This is a genomic window from Scandinavium hiltneri (genome assembly GCF_024764835.1).
Taxonomy (GTDB): domain Bacteria; phylum Pseudomonadota; class Gammaproteobacteria; order Enterobacterales; family Enterobacteriaceae; genus Scandinavium; species Scandinavium hiltneri.
The window spans coordinates 26,930-43,187 of record NZ_JALIGE010000073.1 but is presented as its reverse complement, the minus strand read 5'-3'; the positions used below and the strand labels follow the sequence as shown (position 1 = coordinate 43,187).

At 54.0% G+C, this 16,258-nt stretch carries 15 protein-coding genes and 2 pseudogenes; 11 read left to right on the top strand and 6 right to left on the bottom strand.

The features are described from left to right. Positions 1-16: 16 nt before the first annotated feature. Complete coding sequence (gene marR, locus MUU47_RS10875) at positions 17-451, bottom strand: multiple antibiotic resistance transcriptional regulator MarR (protein WP_258988219.1); 435 nt, start codon at positions 449-451, stop codon at positions 17-19. A gap of 260 nt (positions 452-711) precedes the next feature. On the opposite strand from marR, the gene MUU47_RS10870 reads away from it, so the two are divergent. After that, entirely contained in the window at positions 712-1,380 is a 669-nt protein-coding gene (locus MUU47_RS10870) for a MarC family NAAT transporter (protein ID WP_258988217.1), read from the top strand. A gap of 12 nt (positions 1,381-1,392) precedes the next feature. Here MUU47_RS10870 and MUU47_RS10865 read toward each other — a convergent pair. Together MUU47_RS10865 and MUU47_RS10860 are read right to left on the bottom strand one after the other, a co-directional pair. Further along, positions 1,393-1,665, bottom strand: a pseudogene (locus tag MUU47_RS10865) (aminoglycoside phosphotransferase family protein); the annotation flags it as partial. A 25-nt stretch (positions 1,666-1,690) separates the two neighbouring features. After that, entirely contained in the window at positions 1,691-2,887 is a 1,197-nt protein-coding gene (locus MUU47_RS10860; RefSeq protein ID WP_258988216.1) for a sugar transporter, read from the bottom strand. 333 nt (positions 2,888-3,220) lie between these two features. Between MUU47_RS10860 and MUU47_RS10855 the strand changes: the two genes are divergently transcribed. Continuing rightward, complete coding sequence (locus MUU47_RS10855) at positions 3,221-4,021, top strand: PhzF family phenazine biosynthesis protein (protein WP_258988215.1); 801 nt, start codon at positions 3,221-3,223, stop codon at positions 4,019-4,021. Continuing rightward, positions 4,021-4,809 carry a PhzF family phenazine biosynthesis protein gene (locus tag MUU47_RS10850; RefSeq protein ID WP_258988214.1) on the top strand — a complete coding sequence of 263 codons (789 nt, stop codon included), beginning with the start codon at positions 4,021-4,023 and terminating at the stop codon, positions 4,807-4,809. The genes MUU47_RS10855 and MUU47_RS10850 overlap by 1 nt, the downstream gene beginning before the upstream one ends. Here the strand turns inward: MUU47_RS10850 and ptrR are convergent. Next, positions 4,806-5,690: a putrescine utilization regulator PtrR gene (gene ptrR, locus MUU47_RS10845; RefSeq protein WP_258988213.1), complete on the bottom strand. Its 885-nt coding sequence runs from the start codon at positions 5,688-5,690 to the stop codon at positions 4,806-4,808. The two genes, MUU47_RS10850 and ptrR, sit on opposite strands and share 4 nt — an antisense overlap. 103 nt (positions 5,691-5,793) lie before the next feature. Here ptrR and sad point away from each other — a divergent pair, with 103 nt between their 5' ends. The 5 genes from sad (at position 5,794) to MUU47_RS10820 (ending at position 12,020) form a co-directional block, all read left to right on the top strand. Beyond that, positions 5,794-7,182: a succinate-semialdehyde dehydrogenase gene (gene sad / locus MUU47_RS10840; protein WP_258988581.1), complete on the top strand. Its 1,389-nt coding sequence runs from the start codon at positions 5,794-5,796 to the stop codon at positions 7,180-7,182. A gap of 138 nt (positions 7,183-7,320) precedes the next feature. Next, complete coding sequence (glsB, locus tag MUU47_RS10835; RefSeq protein ID WP_258988212.1) at positions 7,321-8,247, top strand: glutaminase B; 927 nt, start codon at positions 7,321-7,323, stop codon at positions 8,245-8,247. A 152-nt stretch (positions 8,248-8,399) separates the two neighbouring features. Beyond that, a complete protein-coding gene (locus MUU47_RS10830; RefSeq protein ID WP_258988211.1) occupies positions 8,400-9,836 on the top strand; it encodes a GGDEF domain-containing protein in 1,437 nt (478 codons plus the stop codon). Between the two features lie 88 nt (positions 9,837-9,924). Continuing rightward, positions 9,925-10,452: a GNAT family N-acetyltransferase gene (locus MUU47_RS10825; RefSeq protein ID WP_258988210.1), complete on the top strand. Its 528-nt coding sequence runs from the start codon at positions 9,925-9,927 to the stop codon at positions 10,450-10,452. A 116-nt stretch (positions 10,453-10,568) separates the two neighbouring features. Continuing rightward, complete coding sequence (locus MUU47_RS10820) at positions 10,569-12,020, top strand: tagaturonate reductase (protein ID WP_258988209.1); 1,452 nt, start codon at positions 10,569-10,571, stop codon at positions 12,018-12,020. A 189-nt stretch (positions 12,021-12,209) separates the two neighbouring features. Here MUU47_RS10820 and MUU47_RS10815 read toward each other — a convergent pair whose 3' ends face one another. Beyond that, positions 12,210-13,334, bottom strand: coding sequence for a Fic family protein (locus MUU47_RS10815; protein ID WP_258988580.1), 1,125 nt, complete (start codon positions 13,332-13,334; stop codon positions 12,210-12,212). 169 nt (positions 13,335-13,503) lie between these two features. Here MUU47_RS10815 and MUU47_RS10810 point away from each other — a divergent pair, with 169 nt between their 5' ends. Together MUU47_RS10810 and MUU47_RS10805 are read left to right on the top strand one after the other, a co-directional pair. Beyond that, positions 13,504-14,418 (top strand): bestrophin family protein, encoded by a 915-nt coding sequence (locus MUU47_RS10810; RefSeq protein WP_258988208.1) that lies wholly within the window; start codon positions 13,504-13,506, stop codon positions 14,416-14,418. An 11-nt stretch (positions 14,419-14,429) separates the two neighbouring features. Continuing rightward, positions 14,430-14,870, top strand: a complete 441-nt coding sequence (locus MUU47_RS10805) for a GNAT family N-acetyltransferase (RefSeq protein ID WP_258988207.1) — start codon at positions 14,430-14,432, stop codon at positions 14,868-14,870. Positions 14,871-15,026: 156 nt separating this feature from the next. Here the strand turns inward: MUU47_RS10805 and tam are convergent, their stop codons facing one another. After that, entirely contained in the window at positions 15,027-15,788 is a 762-nt protein-coding gene (tam, locus tag MUU47_RS10800; protein WP_258988206.1) for a trans-aconitate 2-methyltransferase, read from the bottom strand. 149 nt (positions 15,789-15,937) lie between these two features. Between tam and MUU47_RS10795 the strand changes: the two are divergent. Continuing rightward, positions 15,938-16,216, top strand: a pseudogene (locus MUU47_RS10795) (LbetaH domain-containing protein); the annotation flags it as partial. Positions 16,217-16,258 lie beyond the last annotated feature (42 nt).

The window sequence follows — 16,258 nt, the reverse complement described above, 5'->3', positions numbered from 1 at the left end:
TACCTCTTTGTTCTGTTTACGGCAGGATTTTCTTGAGCAGAAGCTCAAGGGCTGCGACCTCATCCACCGTTAAGTTTTTTGTTAATTCCTGATGCAGGTTTTGTCCCACCAGCTGGTGGCATTGCTCACATAATTCCGCGCCGTCCGGTGTCAATTGCACCAGTACGCCACGCTTATCATTCGGGTTTGGTAGACGCTCAATCCAACCTTTACAGGTCAGGCGGTCGAGCATTCGGGTCAAGGCACCGAGATCGACCGACAACGCTTTTTTCAGCTCAACCGGGGTAATGCACACGGCACAACGAATCGAACACAGGGTTTTGAACTGCGAAGCGGTAATATCCATAGGCGACAGATAATCGTTCAGAAGACGATCTTTTTTCTGGTTGACCATGTGGATCAAGCGACCGAGTGGGATGATTTCGTTAAACAGATCACTGGTGCTTTTCACAAAGGTTGCCCTGGCAAGTAGTTTAGTTGCGAGGGATATTATTGCCCAGGCAACCATAAGTCAACTGAATGAATAAGCTTATGCCACGAATTGCTAAAACGCTTCACGGCACACTTTTTGTGCTGTAAGCCGTTGATGAATAACCTGCTGTTATGGTCACGCGAGGGTAAGATTTCGTCATGAATTAGCCATAGTCACGGTGGGGGGAATGCTCTTATACTCAGCCGGCAGGTGACTGCTATCACAAGGAGTGTTGAGTAATGCTGGAACTTTTTAAGGCTATTGGTCTTGGGCTGGTGGTACTTTTGCCGTTGGCAAACCCCCTGACAACCGTGGCGTTGTTCCTTGGCCTTGCCGGGAACATGAACAACGCCGAGCGTAATCGCCAGTCCCTGATGGCGTCTGTCTACGTCTTTATCATCATGATGGTGGCCTATTATGCAGGTCAGGTGGTAATGAACACCTTTGGGATTTCGATTCCCGGGTTGCGTATTGCCGGGGGCCTGATCGTCGCCTTTATTGGTTTCAGGATGCTGTTCCCGCAGCAGAAGGCGCACGATTCACTCGAAGCTCGACACAAATCTGAGGAACTGAAAGAAGAGCCGACCGCTAATATCGCCTTCGTGCCGTTGGCGATGCCGAGCACTGCCGGGCCGGGCACTATCGCGATGATCATCAGTTCGACTTCTACCGTGAAGCACGGCGTGAATTTTCCTGACTGGGTTGTGCTGGTTGCGCCGCCGCTGATTTTCATCAGCGTTGCGATTATCCTGTGGGGCTGTTTGCGTAGCTCAGGCGCGATTATGCGCCTGGTCGGGAAAGGTGGCATTGAAGCCATTTCCCGTCTGATGGGTTTTTTGCTGGTCTGCATGGGCGTACAGTTTATTATCAACGGTGTGCTGGAAATTATCACCACCTATCACGCTTAACGCATACCCTGGTCATTGCCTAAGTTCGGCAATGGCCAGTTCAGCGACGGCTGAAGGAATGTCGATTGGAGCGTGGCTTTCGAGTGACCAGCTTGCTGATAGCCCACACCAGGCGATGATCCACATGAGCAGACGCACCCTGTCTATTCCGGACATCTCGCTGACGATAGTCAGTCGCTGCTTAAATATCTCAGGCACAGGAGCAACCCGGGGGATGGGATGAGCAAGGTCGGGGTTGGTAAAGATATTCGCGTAATCAAACCCTCGTTCACCTTTTATCTCTTTCTGTCGGTAAAGGGACAGGTAGTCGTTAATGTTGTTGAGCTGGCTCTTCAAGCGTCACAGGCCAGCGGCGGAAAATAATGACTGACCAGATAAGTGCCGCCAGCGCCGGAACCGTTCCGACGTAGCCGATATCGGCCATTGAGAAATGCAGGCTGACCTGATTTCCCACCAGCGCACCCGCACCAATGCCGAGATTAAAGATACCGGAAAACAGCGCCATCGCCACGTCGGTGGCGTCCGGGGCAATCGCCAGCACTTTCACCTGCATTCCCAGGCCGATAATCATGATCGCCACGCCCCAGATGATGCTCAGAATGGCGAGATTCATTTCGCTTTCAGCCGCTAACATCAGCAATGCCAGACACGCGGTGAGCAGGGCGATGGCACCACTGACTAACGTTGAAGCGTGATGGTTGCCGAGTTTACTGAAGATAACCGAACCGATGATCCCGGCCCCACCCAACGCTAACAGCAACAGCGTAGCGAAGCTGGCGTCAAACCCGGCGACGTTAATGACAAACGGTTCGATGTAGCTGTACGCGGTGTAATGGGCGGTCACGACGACCACAGTAAGCAGATACAGGCTCATGAGTGCCGGACGACGGAACAGCAGCGGCAGGCTTTTCAGCGAGCCGGAATGCTCGCTTGGGATCTTAGGCAGCAACTTCGTCAGCGCCACAAGCGTGATGAGCGCGCCGAGGCCGATGATAAAGAAGGTGGTGCGCCAGCCGAAATACTGGCCGACGACGCGACCAATCGGCAAACCGAGCACCATTGCCAGAGCGGTACCGGTCGCAATCAGGCTCAGGGCCTGGGCGCGTTTGCCCGCCGGGGCGAGACGGATCGCCAGTGAAGCGGTAATCGACCAGAATACGGCGTGGGCGAAGGCGATACCAATGCGGCTAATGACCAGCACGGTAAAGTTCCAGGCGAGGAACGAGAGCACGTGGCTGGCGATGAACAGCACAAACAGACCGATCAACAGTTTGCGTCGCTCCATCTGGCTGGTGAGCAGCATAAACGGCAGCGACATCAGCGCTACCACCCAGGCGTAGATCGTCAACATTATCCCTACCTGTGCCGTTTCCATCGAGAAACTGCGGGCGATATCAGACAGTAGCCCCACTGGCACAAATTCCGTTGTATTGAAGATAAAAGCGGCGATGGCCAGAGTGACCACCCGCAGCCACGCAACCTTGCGCGAGACGGTGTTAGTTGTCATATCAGTTTTCTGGATGGATAACGGGAAGAAGAGAGGTCGATCTTAAAACCATCATTGTGCAAAACACAACCGTTTTGTGACTAAGATCTCATATCAGAAGGTGCTGACGCGGTGATGGTCAGCGTTACGCTGCGGTTCAGTTTGCGCAGGGCCAGTTCTACCGTTTCGATGCGTGAAGAGTGCTCTATTATGTTTATCTCTTTATGTACAACTCTACGGCGTATTCGGCAGGAAGAAAAAAGCTGCATCGTAATCTGGAAGGAGGCTCGTAATTCGTGGGCAAAGACGGTATTAATGTTACTAAGTGCTCATAAAAACAAAAGGATACTGGCTATGCAGGAAATTCCGTTTTATATGGTTGATGCCTTCAGCGACCGCACGTTTGGCGGGAATGCGGCGGCGGTGTGTCCGCTTATCGAATGGTTGCCCGACGAAACGCTGCTGAAAATGGCGCAGGAGCACAACCAGTCCGAAACCGCATTCTTCGTGCGCACCGACGACGGGTTTGAATTGCGCTGGTTCACCACCCAAGGGGAAATTAATCTCTGCGGACACGCCACGCTCGCCAGCGCTCACGTCATTTTCGAATTCCTCGATTACCCGCACACCGAAATCCGTTTTTCGACGCGCTTTGTCGGTGAACTGACGGTGTCCCGCAGCGGCGACTGGCTGACCCTGAATTTCCCGGCGTGGCAAACCGAGGCCGTGGAGCCTCCGGCACTGCTGCTCAATGCGCTCGGCATTAATGAATATGAAGAGGTGCGCGTCGCGCGTGATTACCTGGTGGTGCTGAAAAATCAGCAACAGGTTGAAGAGCTGACGCCGGATATTCACGCCATGCTGCCGCTCGACAAAATGGTGTGCGTCACGGCATCAGGCGATGAAGTTGATTTTGTCAGTCGCTTTTTCTGTCCGGGCGAATCGGTAGCGGAAGACCCGGTCACCGGCTCGGCGCACAGCATGTTGATCCCGTACTGGGGGGATAAATTAGACAAAACGCAGATGCAGGCGCGGCAGGTGTCTGCTCGCGGTGGCGAATTGCGCTGTGAATGGCAGGGCGAGCGGGTACTGATCGGCGGCCAGGCCACGACCTGGATCATCGGCAGCATCTCTCTCCACGAAGGAGCACACTGATGAAAACCCTTCCTGTCTGGCTGGTTGATGCGTTCAGCCGACATAATTTTGGCGGTAACCCGGCGGCAGTATGTGCGCTTGAAAAATGGCTTCCTGATGAGCAACTGCTGCAAATCGCTAAGCAGCATAATCAGTCGGAAACGGCCTTCTTTATTCCGGCGAAAGGCGGCTTTGAGCTGCGTTGGTTTACCACGCGCAATGAGGTCAATTTGTGTGGTCACGCCACACTGGCGACTGCCCACGTGATTTTCAATCATCTGGATTACCCGGACGCACGAATTCACTTTGATACGGCGTCCGGCCGGTTAACGGTCAGTCGCGAAGGCGAATGGCTGACCCTGGATTTCCCCGCCGGGCACACCACAGAGCAAACGCCACCGGCTGAAATGCTGGCCGCGCTGGGTATTACGGATTACGTAGCTGCCCGCAAAGGGCGCGCGTGGCTGATAGAACTGACGAGCCGTGAGCAGGTTGAGGCGGTCACCCCGGATATTGCGGCGATGACGCCAGTTGAACATAAAGTGACGATCACCGCGCGCGGCACGGGGAATTACGATTTTGTCAGCCGTTTCTTTTCTCCGGGAGAAGCCGTCTGGGAAGATCCGGTCACCGGTTCGGCGCACACCATGCTGATTCCTTACTGGAGTGAAAAACTCGGTAAAACGCAGATGCTGGCCCGTCAGGTTTCTGCGCGTGGCGGAGATGTGCGCTGTGTGTTGCAGGGCAATCGCGTGCTAATGAGCGGCACGGCGGTGACGTGGATGCAGGGGAAAATCCTGCTGCGCTAAGGCCGCTGAACGTTATCGCTTTGCGGACCTTCGTCAAGCAATGTGATAAACGCTTCCAACTGACGGGTCATCGCCCCTCGACGCCATACCAGCCAGGTCGTCAGCCATCGCCACTTTTCGGCCAACGGCCAGGCATCAACCTGATGATGTCCGGGCATGCTTTCGAGCATGCTGCGCGGGATCATCGCCAGACCTGCGCCCGCAATCACGCAGGCCAGCATCCCGTGATAAGACTCCATTTCGTGAATACGGCCCGGCGTGGCGCGGTCGGCATGAAACCAGCTTTCGAAATGACGGCGGTATGAACAGTTGGCGCGAAACGCATAAATGCTGGTGCCGTTCACATCGCTGGCGCGTTTGACCGGCGCATGACCCTTCGGCGTGACAATCATCATCTCTTCCTGATACACCGGCACGCCTTCCAGATTCGGGTGCATCACTGGCCCGTCAACGAACGCCGCGCTCAGCCTGCCTTCGGTCACGCCGTCAATCATGGTGCCAGAGGGACCCGTCGCCAAATCAAACTGAATTTTCGGGTAGCGCTGGTTATACAGCGCAAGCGTGGTGGGAATGCGAACCGCCGCAGTGCTTTCCAGTGAACCTAATGAAAACAAACCCTGCGGCTCATCGCCCGCTACTACCATCCGGGCTTCATCGACCAGCGCCAGAATTTGCTGGCTGTAGCGCAGAAAACTGTGCCCTGCCGGGGACAAACGCAGGCGCTGGTTTTCACGAATGAACAGCTCCACGCCCAAATCTGCTTCCAGCTGACGAATGCGGGTCGTCAGGTTAGAGGGCACGCGATGCACTTTTTGCGCGGCCTGGGTAATGCTGCCGGTCTGGGCAACAGCGTTAAACATCTCAAGCTGGGTTAAGTCCATAACGTTCTCGTATCGTGAATAGGATGGTTAATATTATTCATTTTCCATAAATAGCAGAGTGGTCCAGTATTAATCAACAGCCTCATCGAACAGAGAGAAGAAAATCATGACATCACCTGCAACTCACGCCATTTCCCTCAACCCGGCGACGGGCGAAACGCTATCCACGCTCGCCTGGGCCACGGCCGATGACGTTAATCAGGCGGTCGCGCTGGCCGATACCGGTTATCGTCAGTGGAAGAAAACTGCTGTTGCCGAACGTGCCGATGCGCTGCGTAAAGTGGGCAACGTGCTGCGTCAACATGCCGAAGAGATGGCGCAGATGATAAGCCGTGAAATCGGCAAGCCGATTATTCAGGCGCGTGGCGAAGTGACCAAGTCGGCGAGCCTCTGTGACTGGTATGCCGAACACGGTCCGGCGATGCTCTCTACTGAGGCGACGCAGGTGGAGAATAATAAGGCGGTGATTGAATACCGTCCGCTTGGCCCAATCATGGCGGTCATGCCGTGGAACTTCCCGCTGTGGCAGGTTCTGCGCGGCGCAGTACCCATTCTGCTGGCGGGCAACAGCTACCTGCTGAAACATGCGCCAAACGTCATGGGCAGCGCGAAGCTGATTGGCGATATCTTCACCGAAGCGGGTATTCCGGCGGGGGTGTTTGGCTGGGTAAATGCCACAAATGATGGCGTATCGCAGATGATTAACGACCCGCGTATTGCGGCGGTGACCTTAACCGGCAGTATGCGCGCCGGGAAGGCTATCGGTGCTCAGGCCGGTGCGGCGCTGAAAAAATGTGTGCTGGAGCTGGGTGGTTCCGATCCGTTTATCGTGCTCAACGATGCGGATATTGATGAAGCGGTGAAAGCCGCGGTGATGGGGCGCTACCAGAATACCGGACAGGTGTGTGCGGCGGCGAAACGCTTTATCGTGGAAGCGGGTATTGCCGATGCCTTTACCGAGAAGTTTGTCGCCGCGGCAGCCAAACTGAAAATGGGTAATCCACAGGATGAGCAAAACTACCTTGGGCCGATGGCGCGTTACGACCTGCGTGACGAGCTGCATGACCAGGTGACCGCGACGCTGGAAGAGGGCGCCACGCTGCTGCTCGGCGGCGAGAAAATTTCCGGCAAAGGTAACTACTATGCTGCGACGGTGCTGGGCAACGTCACGCCTAAAATGACGGCTTTCCGTCAGGAGATGTTTGGCCCGGTGGCGGCGGTAACCGTCGCTCGTGATGCCGATCATGCGCTTGCGCTGGCGAATGACAGCGATTTCGGTCTGTCTGCGACGGTGTACACCGCAGATGAAACTCAGGCTCAGCGTTTCGCCGATGAACTGGAATGCGGCGGCGTGTTTATCAACGGTTACAGTGCCTCCGATGCCCGGGTGGCATTTGGCGGCGTGAAGAAAAGCGGCTTTGGTCGCGAGCTGTCGCACTTCGGCCTGCATGAGTTCTGCAACGTGCAAACCGTGTGGAAAGACCGGCACTGATCCCCTCCCGAATGCCCGGTGACACAGGTTTGCCGGGCCTGAATTCTGCATTCTCCACTCTGGTGCTTACACTGTGCGCTCAACCGCTGACGCTGGTATACTCCGAGCCCGAAATCGGCCTGTGGGCAAGGAGCAAGAGTGGCAACGGTCATCGATAACAGCATGCTGGAATCTGTTCTGGCAGAGGTAACACCGCTGATAGGGAAAGGCAAAGTGGCGGACTATATTCCGGCACTGGCCTGTGTGGATGGCGCAAAGCTGGGGATTGCCATCAGTACCGTTGATGGCCAGCATTTTTTTGCGGGCGATGCGCAGGAGCGTTTTTCCATTCAGTCGATTTCCAAAGTGCTGAGTCTGGTGGTGGCGATGAATCACTACGCCGAAGAGGAAATCTGGCAGCGGGTGGGGAAAGATCCGTCCGGACAACCGTTTAACTCACTACTGCAGCTGGAAATCGAGCAGGGTATTCCGCGTAATCCGTTTATCAATGCCGGTGCGCTGGTGGTATGCGACATGCTGCAAAGTCGTCTCAGTGCGCCGCGGCAGCGCATGCTGGAGATTGTGCGCAAACTGTCCGGCGTCGAGGATATTGCCTACGACACGGTGGTGGCGCGATCTGAACTCGATCATTCCGCCCGTAATGCCGCCATTGCCTGGCTGATGAAGTCCTTCGGCAACTTCCATAATGATGTGGCGACGGTGCTACAAAACTACTTCCATTATTGTGCCCTTAAAATGAGCTGTGCCGAACTGGCGCAGACCTTCCTGTTTCTGGCGAATCAGGGGCATTTCCCACAGCGAGACCAGACCATCATCACGCCGTTACAGGCTCGCCAGGTGAATGCGTTAATGGCGACCAGCGGGATGTATCAGAATGCCGGGGAATTTGCCTGGCGCGTGGGGCTTCCGGCGAAATCTGGCGTGGGCGGGGGGATCGTGGCGATTGTGCCGCACGAAATGACGATTGCTGTCTGGAGTCCACAGCTCGATGACGCGGGTAACTCGCTGGCGGGGACCGCGGTTCTGGAAAAACTGACCCAGCGGTTGGGACGTTCAGTCTATTGATTTAGTCATCGCTTCACGTTGCAAATGGACAACAAATAACTAACACAGATAATTGTTAATACGCAGATTATGATCAATAGTATCGGTATTACCGATCATTACCCTGTAATTGCTGAAATAATTGCTACTTGCGATTATATGGAAAATAATTAATGCGTTCGATTTCTGTCCCCCGATTTACCGTATTCAGTGAAGCGCACGTCCTGCGTAATGTATTTTTCCTGTTTATTATCACCACGCTATTTTATGCGATGGGCGCTATGCTGCGCCTTGTGCAGGAGCTTTCGCTCTTCTGGCCGCTGAATGCGGTGATGGCAGCAATATTTGCCCGCTACGTCTGGCTTAACCGACTGCATTATTATGCGATTTGCTACTGTGCAATGCTGCTTTTTGACGTAATGACGACCCAATGGGGCTTTGCGTCGCTGATAATCAACGCCTCGAATATGGTGTTTATCGTGATGGTGGCACAGTTGGTTATGCGCGATAAACATCAGGCGGGGAGTGAACCCGAGCCAATTAACGCTTTGCGGTTATTTTATTACTGTCTTATTTCCGCGATTTTCTGCGCGCTGTTGGGTGCGCTTGGATCGGTCGGGATCGACAGACAATCATTCATGCCGCTGTTGGCGGACTGGTTTAGCGAACAGTTTTCTACTGGCGTGCTGATTTTACCGTGCGTTATGACCCTGACGCTGCCACACGAAATTACCCGGTTCCGCTGGCAACAGCTGCTGCCGGTGTTGACGTTGGTGCTCTCTATGCTGGCGGCGATCGCTATTGGCGGAGCAGGGAGTCTTACTTTTCCGCTGCCCGCGCTTATCTGGTGTGCCCTTCGTTACCCGCTGCCGGTCACCTCTGCGCTGACGCTGATTACCGGGGCCAGTGAAATCATTCTGGTGGCGAATGGAATTATCAATATTGCCGTGAGCGGGCCGCTGCAAACTGCACAGCTTTTCTCTACGCGCCTGGGGATTGCGTCGCTGGCTATCAGTCCGGTGATCGTTTCTACCACTGTGGCGGCCATTAATAATCTTGTTCGTCAGGTTTCGCTGCGCGCGGATTTCGATTTTCTGACCCGCGTCTATTCGCGTTCTGGCCTTTATGAAACCCTCAAAAACCAACCCGCCAGTACCAGTCAGCATCTGACGGTAATGCTGTTGGATATCGATTTCTTTAAAAGCGTGAATGATAACTACGGCCATGAATGTGGCGACTATGTGCTGGCGGCGTTTGCACGTCAGGTGTATGACACGGTGGGCGAGCAGGGGCTGGTGGCGCGGATGGGTGGCGAAGAGTTTGTGGTTGCCGCGAAAACGCGTGATCCGCTGGACGGTTATCATCTGGCTGAGAAAATTCGTCAGCGTGTCGAAGCCAACGTCTTCCAGTGGCGACAGCAGCCGCTGCAGGTTACGGTAAGTATTGGGACCGGAAGCGGAACGCTCGGCAGCAAAGAAAAAATTGATGTCTTCAATGAATTGCTGGTGGAAGCCGACGAGTATCTTTACCGTGCTAAAAAAGCCGGGCGCAACAAAACCTGCGCCAAATCTCTGGCTGAAGAAGGTGTCTTCAACACGGTTGTGTCATAGCCAAATGAATAAGCAAAGCCTATGACCGAATTGTTGTGTTGCGAATTTGTTGGGTGGATAGTGATATCCTTTTTCCAGGGAGATCAATATGACCTTGCCACTGCGCATTTTTCCTCTTTCCTGTCACGACATCCTGCAACGCCTGCCTGAGCTGAGCGACATTTTGGTCGACAGCGTGAACGGCGGGGCGTCCGTCAGTTTTATGCTGCCATTTCACCCCGATAAAGCGGTGGCATTCTGGCAAAAAATCGCCCACAACGTGGCGGCGAACGAGCGTGTCGTTCTTGCCGCAGAACTCAGCGACGGTACTCTGGTCGGAACGGTCCAGCTGATCACCGATTTACCGGAAAACCAACCGCATCGTGCGGAAGTGGCAAAGTTGTTAGTCCACTCTCGCGGCCGCCGTCAGGGCATTGCGCGACGGTTAATGTCCGCCCTGGAGCAGGAAGCTGTCGCTCAGGGTAAATCGGTTCTGGTACTCGACACCGCAACGGGAAGTGGCGCCGAAGGCTTCTATCAGCAGTGCGGTTGGCAAAAGGCCGGGGAGATCCCGCGCTATGCGCTGATGCCTGACGGTGAAATAACAGCAACGTCGGTGTATTACAAATTTGTATAAACCGCGTAAAAAGCAGCGTCTGGTTTGATCAAAACAGGGTTTCCTGGTTTTAAAGTCTGATAAGTTATTAGACCAATAACGCAGGCTGTATGACCAATCAATAAGGGAAACCCATTGTGAAAACAGTAAACCGCCGCGATTTTCCCGGCGCTCAGTACCCTGAACGCATCATTCAGTTCGGAGAAGGTAATTTTCTTCGGGCTTTTGTCGACTGGCAAATTGATCTCCTGAACGAACACACCGACCTCAATTCTGGCGTGGTGATTGTGCGTCCAATCGACAGCGATTTTCCGCCGTCGCTCAGCACCCAGGATGGCCTCTACACCACCATCATTCGCGGCCTGAACGCGCAGGGCGAAGCCGTCAGCGACGCGCGTCTGATCCGTTCCGTTAACCGTGAAATCAGCGCCTACGCCGATTATCAGGAATTCCTGAAACTGGCGCACAATCCTGACATGCGTTTTGTGTTCTCTAACACCACCGAAGCGGGCATCAGCTATCACGCGGGCGATAAATTTGAAGACGCGCCAGCAGTGAGCTATCCGGCGAAATTGACACGTCTGCTGTTCGAACGCTTCAGCCACTTCAATGGCGCAGTGGATAAAGGCTGGGTCATTATTCCGTGTGAGCTGATTGATTATAATGGCGATGCCCTGCGTGAACTGGTCCTGCGCTATGCACAGGAATGGGCGTTACCGGCAGAGTTTGTGGCCTGGCTGAACACCGCCAATGCATTCTGTTCCACGTTGGTAGACCGCATCGTGACCGGTTATCCGCGAGATGAAGCTGCAAATCTCGAAGCTGAACTGGGTTATAAAGACGGATTTCTCGATACCGCCGAGCACTTTTACCTGTTCGTGATTCAGGGGCCAAAAACACTTGCCCGCGAACTGCGTCTCGACAAACTTTCGCTCAACGTGCTGATTGTCGATGACATCAAACCGTATAAAGAACGTAAAGTGGCGATCCTCAACGGCGCGCACACCGCGCTGGTGCCGGTCGCGTATCAGGCCGGGCTGGATACCGTGGGTGAATCAATGAACGATGCCGACGTTTGCGCATTCGTTGAGAAAGCGATTCATCAGGAAATTATCCCGGTTCTCGATTTACCGCGCGATGAGCTGGAGTCATTTGCCAGTGCGGTGACCGGGCGTTTCCGTAATCCGTATATCAAGCATCAGTTGCTGTCGATTTCGCTGAATGGAATGACCAAATTCCGCACCCGTATTCTGCCGCAGCTGCTGGCGGGGCAGGCCGCGACCGATAAATTGCCTCAACGACTGACGTTTTCCCTGGCGGCACTGATAGCGTTTTATCGTGCTGAACGTAACGGTGAAAGCTATCCGGTGCAGGACGATGCGCACTGGATTGAACGCTATCAGCACCTTTGGTCGCAGCATCACGATAAGCAAATCAGTACCACGTCTCTGGTTGAATCCGTGCTGTCGGTGAAAGAGCATTGGGAGCTGGACCTGACGGAAGTGAAAGGACTGGTAGAGCAGGTGACGCATGACCTCGATTCCATACTGACGAAGGGTATGCGCGAAGCCGTTAAACCGCTTTGCTGATTACCTGAAATCTGACCCGGCCAGCGTGCCGGGTTTTTAATAAGCCCAATTAGTTACAACATACATTATTTCGATCTTAATAACGATACCCTTAACTCCTCTGCATATTTTGTCTTTCAGGAGATAAATGAGCCAAATTCCGCGAATATTCGGCTCACTATAAGAGCCAAATTGGTCAGGTTTATCGGCTCAAGAAGGTTGGGTGATTTGATAGCGGGTGTTGCGCCCGCCGCCGGGCAGCTTTTCCAGTAACCCCTGTTCAAGCAAATACGCCAGATGACGCGTAGCGGTGGCTTTACTGACTTTGGCGACTTTTTGGTACTGGCTGGCGCTTATCCCGTCGGCAAAGCCTGACTCACCGCCGTCGAGCAGGCGATTGATCACTTTCAGTTGTTCCGCAGTTAGGGTCTGGCGCACCGAATCGTTGTGTTTCCAGTACCGGCTTTTCGCCAGCGTGCTGTCGATTCTGGCCAGCGCCGTATCCAGCGTCACATCGAGCGTTTGCAAAAACCACAACAGCCACTCGGTCACGTCCAGGCCGCCTTTTTGCGTCTGCTCAAGGATGCGATAGTAGTGATTTCGCCGTTCAAGAATCGACACCGACATCGCATACAGCCTGATGCTCTGGTTATCTGCCTGAGCCAGTGCCAGATCTGTCAGCGCACGCGTTAATCGCCCGTTGCCGTCATCGTACGGGTGCAGCGTAACGAACCACAAATGCGCCACGGCCGCCCGCAGTATCGGGTCCGAAAGCGGGTCATCTTTGCTCTGATTGAACCATGTAATAAAGGCGTCCAGACGGGCGTCGAGTCCTTCGCGCGGCGGCGCTTCGAAATGCACCACCGGCTTATCCATTCGGCCAGAGACGACCTGCATCGGTTCACCGCCGCGCAATTCTCCCGCGTGAACGGCATGCATGGACCAAGGGTCCTGCGGAAAAAGCCAGCGGTGCCACTGATTCAAACGGGCAATAGATAGCGGTTCATGGCGATTGTCGATGGCATCAAGCATGATCGACGCCACGCCCTCAGAGCGTTCGGATACCGGGAACGGTGTTTCTTCATCGACGCCAAGACGGCGGGCGAGAGACGATCGGACCGATTGGGCATTGAGCCGTTCGTCTTCAATCGCCGAAGAGGCGAGCACGTTCGACAGCAGCGCATCCAGCGTTTGCCGGTCTTCGTCCTGTATTTCGCTGCGGCCGATCAGCACACCGGATTTACGCTGCAGCTGACGCAGCAGCGGCAAAACAGTCTCGTCCCGCCAGTGAAAAGCAGGCCAGTCCGGTTGTTGCCAGATCCATTGTGTCATGATGACCTCTGAGCCGAATAATATCGTAATTGGCTCACATTATGAGCCGAATAGAGCAAAAAGTAAAACCGCCCGTTGTTATGGATTTGTAGCAAAATGTCGCAATAAACTTGAAAGAGTGATTTGGATCACGTTAAATAACGCAGCCTTCCATTCTTACTGATAGTGACTCATGATCCTCAGACCCCACGAACACTGGCTTCCCCGTATTTTTGTCTGGCACGGCGCGGTGTTACCCAAAATTTTCTCCCGACTGTTTCTCAATTTTCTGTTGTCAGTGGCGGTTATCATGCTGTTGCCCTGGTACACCTCGCTCGGCGTGAAGCTCACCGTCGCGCCGTTCAGTATTCTCGGTGTCGCCATCGCCATTTTCCTCGGTTTTCGTAATAACGCCTGTTATTCACGCTACGTCGAGGCTCGAAAGTTGTGGGGCCAGTTGATGATTGCCTCGCGCTCGTTGCTGCGCGAAGTCAAAAACACGCTGCCGCCGGAAACGGATGTGGCGGCGTTTGTACGGCTGCAGATAGCGTTTGCGCACTCGCTGCGTATGCAACTGCGTCGGTTACCGCAGGAAAAAACGCTGGAGAAATACCTGACGCCAAAACAGCTCGCACAGGTTTTAGCGGTGCAGTCTCCCGCGAACCGAATTTTGTTGCTGATGGGCAACTGGCTGGCAGAACAACGTCAGCAAGGCGTGCTGTCGGACATTCTGTTCCACAGTCTCAATAATCGACTCAATGATATGTCGGGCGTGCTGGCTGGCTGCGAGCGCATTGCTGGCACGCCGGTGCCGTTCGCTTATTCGCTGATCCTACATCGAACTGTCTACATGTTCTGCATTATGCTGCCCTTTGCACTGGTGAGTGACCTGCATTACATGACGCCGTTCATCTCCATGCTGATTTCTTATACCTTCATATCCCTGGATGTTTTGGCGGAAGAGCTTGAAGAACCGTTCGGGGTGGAAAATAATGACCTGCCGCTGGACGCCATCACTAACGCGATCGAAATAGATCTGCTGCAAATGAATGATGAAAAAGACGTGCCAGCAAAAATGCTCCCCGATAAGTGCTATCAACTCACCTAAGGAAATCCGCAATGGACGTTTTGATTCGTGACATTCAACCCCAGGACAAAGCCCAGTGGCGTACCCTGTGGAATGGCTATAACCAGTTCTACGAATCCAAAGTCAGCGAATCCGTGACCGAAAAAACCTGGCTGCGGATGCTGAACGCGCAATCGTCCATTTTCGGGCGCGTCGCAGACGTTAACGGTCAGGTGGTAGGGTTTGTGCACAGTGTGCTGCATGAGGGCACCTGGGAGTTATCCCATCTATGTTATCTGGAAGATCTCTTTGTCGCCCCGGAAATGCGCGGGCATGGTATCGCGCGCTGTCTGATTCAGGCCTTGGTCGATGAAGGCAAAGCGCAGGGCTGGTCACGTCTGTACTGGCACACTCGCGAGAATAATCCGGCCCGTAAGCTGTATGATGAGTTCACCAATGTGGAAGACTTCGTGCTTTATCGGATGAATCTGTAACCGTACAGGGTAAGAAATCATTAAGATTTTCCCAGTAACATGGCCATTGAGCCAACAGGAGAATCATCATGGAAAAGAAAATTGAGACCGCCGTGAACATTATCATTTTTGTTTCCTTGTTCGCGACGGCTTGGGATCTCTCTTTAGTCCGCGACTTCAGCTGGTAATGCGGCGAGCAATAATAAACAAACGTGGGAACGCCAGCAGGATTTGTCCGTTTTGCTGGCGAGGATAATGTTCTTCCAGTAATTGCAGATAACGACTCAAAAACGCGTTCTGGCTGACGCTATCCAGATCCTGTAAGAAAGGACGCAAGCCGGTGGCACTCAGCCATTCCACGATAGCCTGATGCGATGCCATCGGGTGGAAATAAGTCGTTCGCCAGATATCTACTTCACAACCGCTACCGCTTAATAAATCGTAATAACTCTGCACGCTTTCCAGCGGAATGCGTCCGTGTGCCGGATGGCCAAGCTCGGCGGCAATCTGGCGCATTGAGGCATGTGACGGCTCCTGCCAGTTGTCCGGCATTTGCACCGCTAACACGCCATCTTTTGCCAGTAGCGAGGCCAGATGCGGAAACAGTGCTGAATGTCCGGACACCCATTGCAGCGACGCGTTGGCATACAGCACGTCCAGCGGTTGTTCGGGCTGCCATGCGCCAATATCGGCATTTACAAACTGACAATCTGGCAGCGCTTTTTGCGCTTTATCCAGCATCGCCGGGGAATTATCCACGCCGGTAATGGCGGCACCTGGCCACGCGGCCCGCAGCAACTCGGTGCTGTTACCCGGACCGCAGCCCAAATCGGCAATGTGTTTTGCTGAAGGTTTAGCAATACGGGCGAGCAGCTCTGCCGCCGGGCGGGTACGTTCTGACGCAAACTGCAAATACAATGACGGGTTCCAGTCAGCCATTAATGACTCCTTAGCGCGGTTTCAACGGATTACAGCATAGCGCAGGCCGTGTGATTTAACCGAAAGCGCGAGTCATTTTTCGTTAACAAACAGGCAATAGAGTATCGATAATTCTCCCTGGAGTTGTGCGTTAATGAAAACCGTAAAACAACGACGTCTGGATGGGACACGGGGTAATTGTGTTGCCGGGCGTTACGATAGGTGACGGTGCGGTTCTGGCGGCGGGTGCGGTAGTCACTAAAGACGTGGCACCATACAGTATTGTCGGCGGGGTTCCGGCAAAACTGTTACGGCCGCGCTTTACCGGGGCCATTGCCAACGAGTTGCAGCGCATCGCATGGTGGGACTGGCCGCTGGAAACGATCGTTGAACGCTTAGCTGATTTTCAGCACCAGGATATTGCGCAGTTTTGCGAAAAGTATCGCTGATTGCGCAAGAGAAAATGACGGTGAGCCGACGGGCGACTCACC

What these genes read in the sequence shown, in the direction of transcription:
- MUU47_RS10830 (WP_258988211.1), top strand. Translation starts at nt 8,400, where the DNA reads ATGCGTTCGATTTCTGTCCCCCGATTTACCGTATTCAGTGAAGCGCAC.
- MUU47_RS10855 (WP_258988215.1), top strand. Translation starts at nt 3,221, where the DNA reads ATGCAGGAAATTCCGTTTTATATGGTTGATGCCTTCAGCGACCGCACG.
- MUU47_RS10805 (WP_258988207.1), top strand. Translation starts at nt 14,430, where the DNA reads ATGGACGTTTTGATTCGTGACATTCAACCCCAGGACAAAGCCCAGTGG.
- MUU47_RS10870 (WP_258988217.1), top strand. Translation starts at nt 712, where the DNA reads ATGCTGGAACTTTTTAAGGCTATTGGTCTTGGGCTGGTGGTACTTTTG.
- MUU47_RS10810 (WP_258988208.1), top strand. Translation starts at nt 13,504, where the DNA reads ATGATCCTCAGACCCCACGAACACTGGCTTCCCCGTATTTTTGTCTGG.
- ptrR (WP_258988213.1), bottom strand. Translation starts at nt 5,690, where the DNA reads ATGGACTTAACCCAGCTTGAGATGTTTAACGCTGTTGCCCAGACCGGC.
- MUU47_RS10825 (WP_258988210.1), top strand. Translation starts at nt 9,925, where the DNA reads ATGACCTTGCCACTGCGCATTTTTCCTCTTTCCTGTCACGACATCCTG.
- tam (WP_258988206.1), bottom strand. Translation starts at nt 15,788, where the DNA reads ATGGCTGACTGGAACCCGTCATTGTATTTGCAGTTTGCGTCAGAACGT.
- MUU47_RS10860 (WP_258988216.1), bottom strand. Translation starts at nt 2,887, where the DNA reads ATGACAACTAACACCGTCTCGCGCAAGGTTGCGTGGCTGCGGGTGGTC.
- MUU47_RS10850 (WP_258988214.1), top strand. Translation starts at nt 4,021, where the DNA reads ATGAAAACCCTTCCTGTCTGGCTGGTTGATGCGTTCAGCCGACATAAT.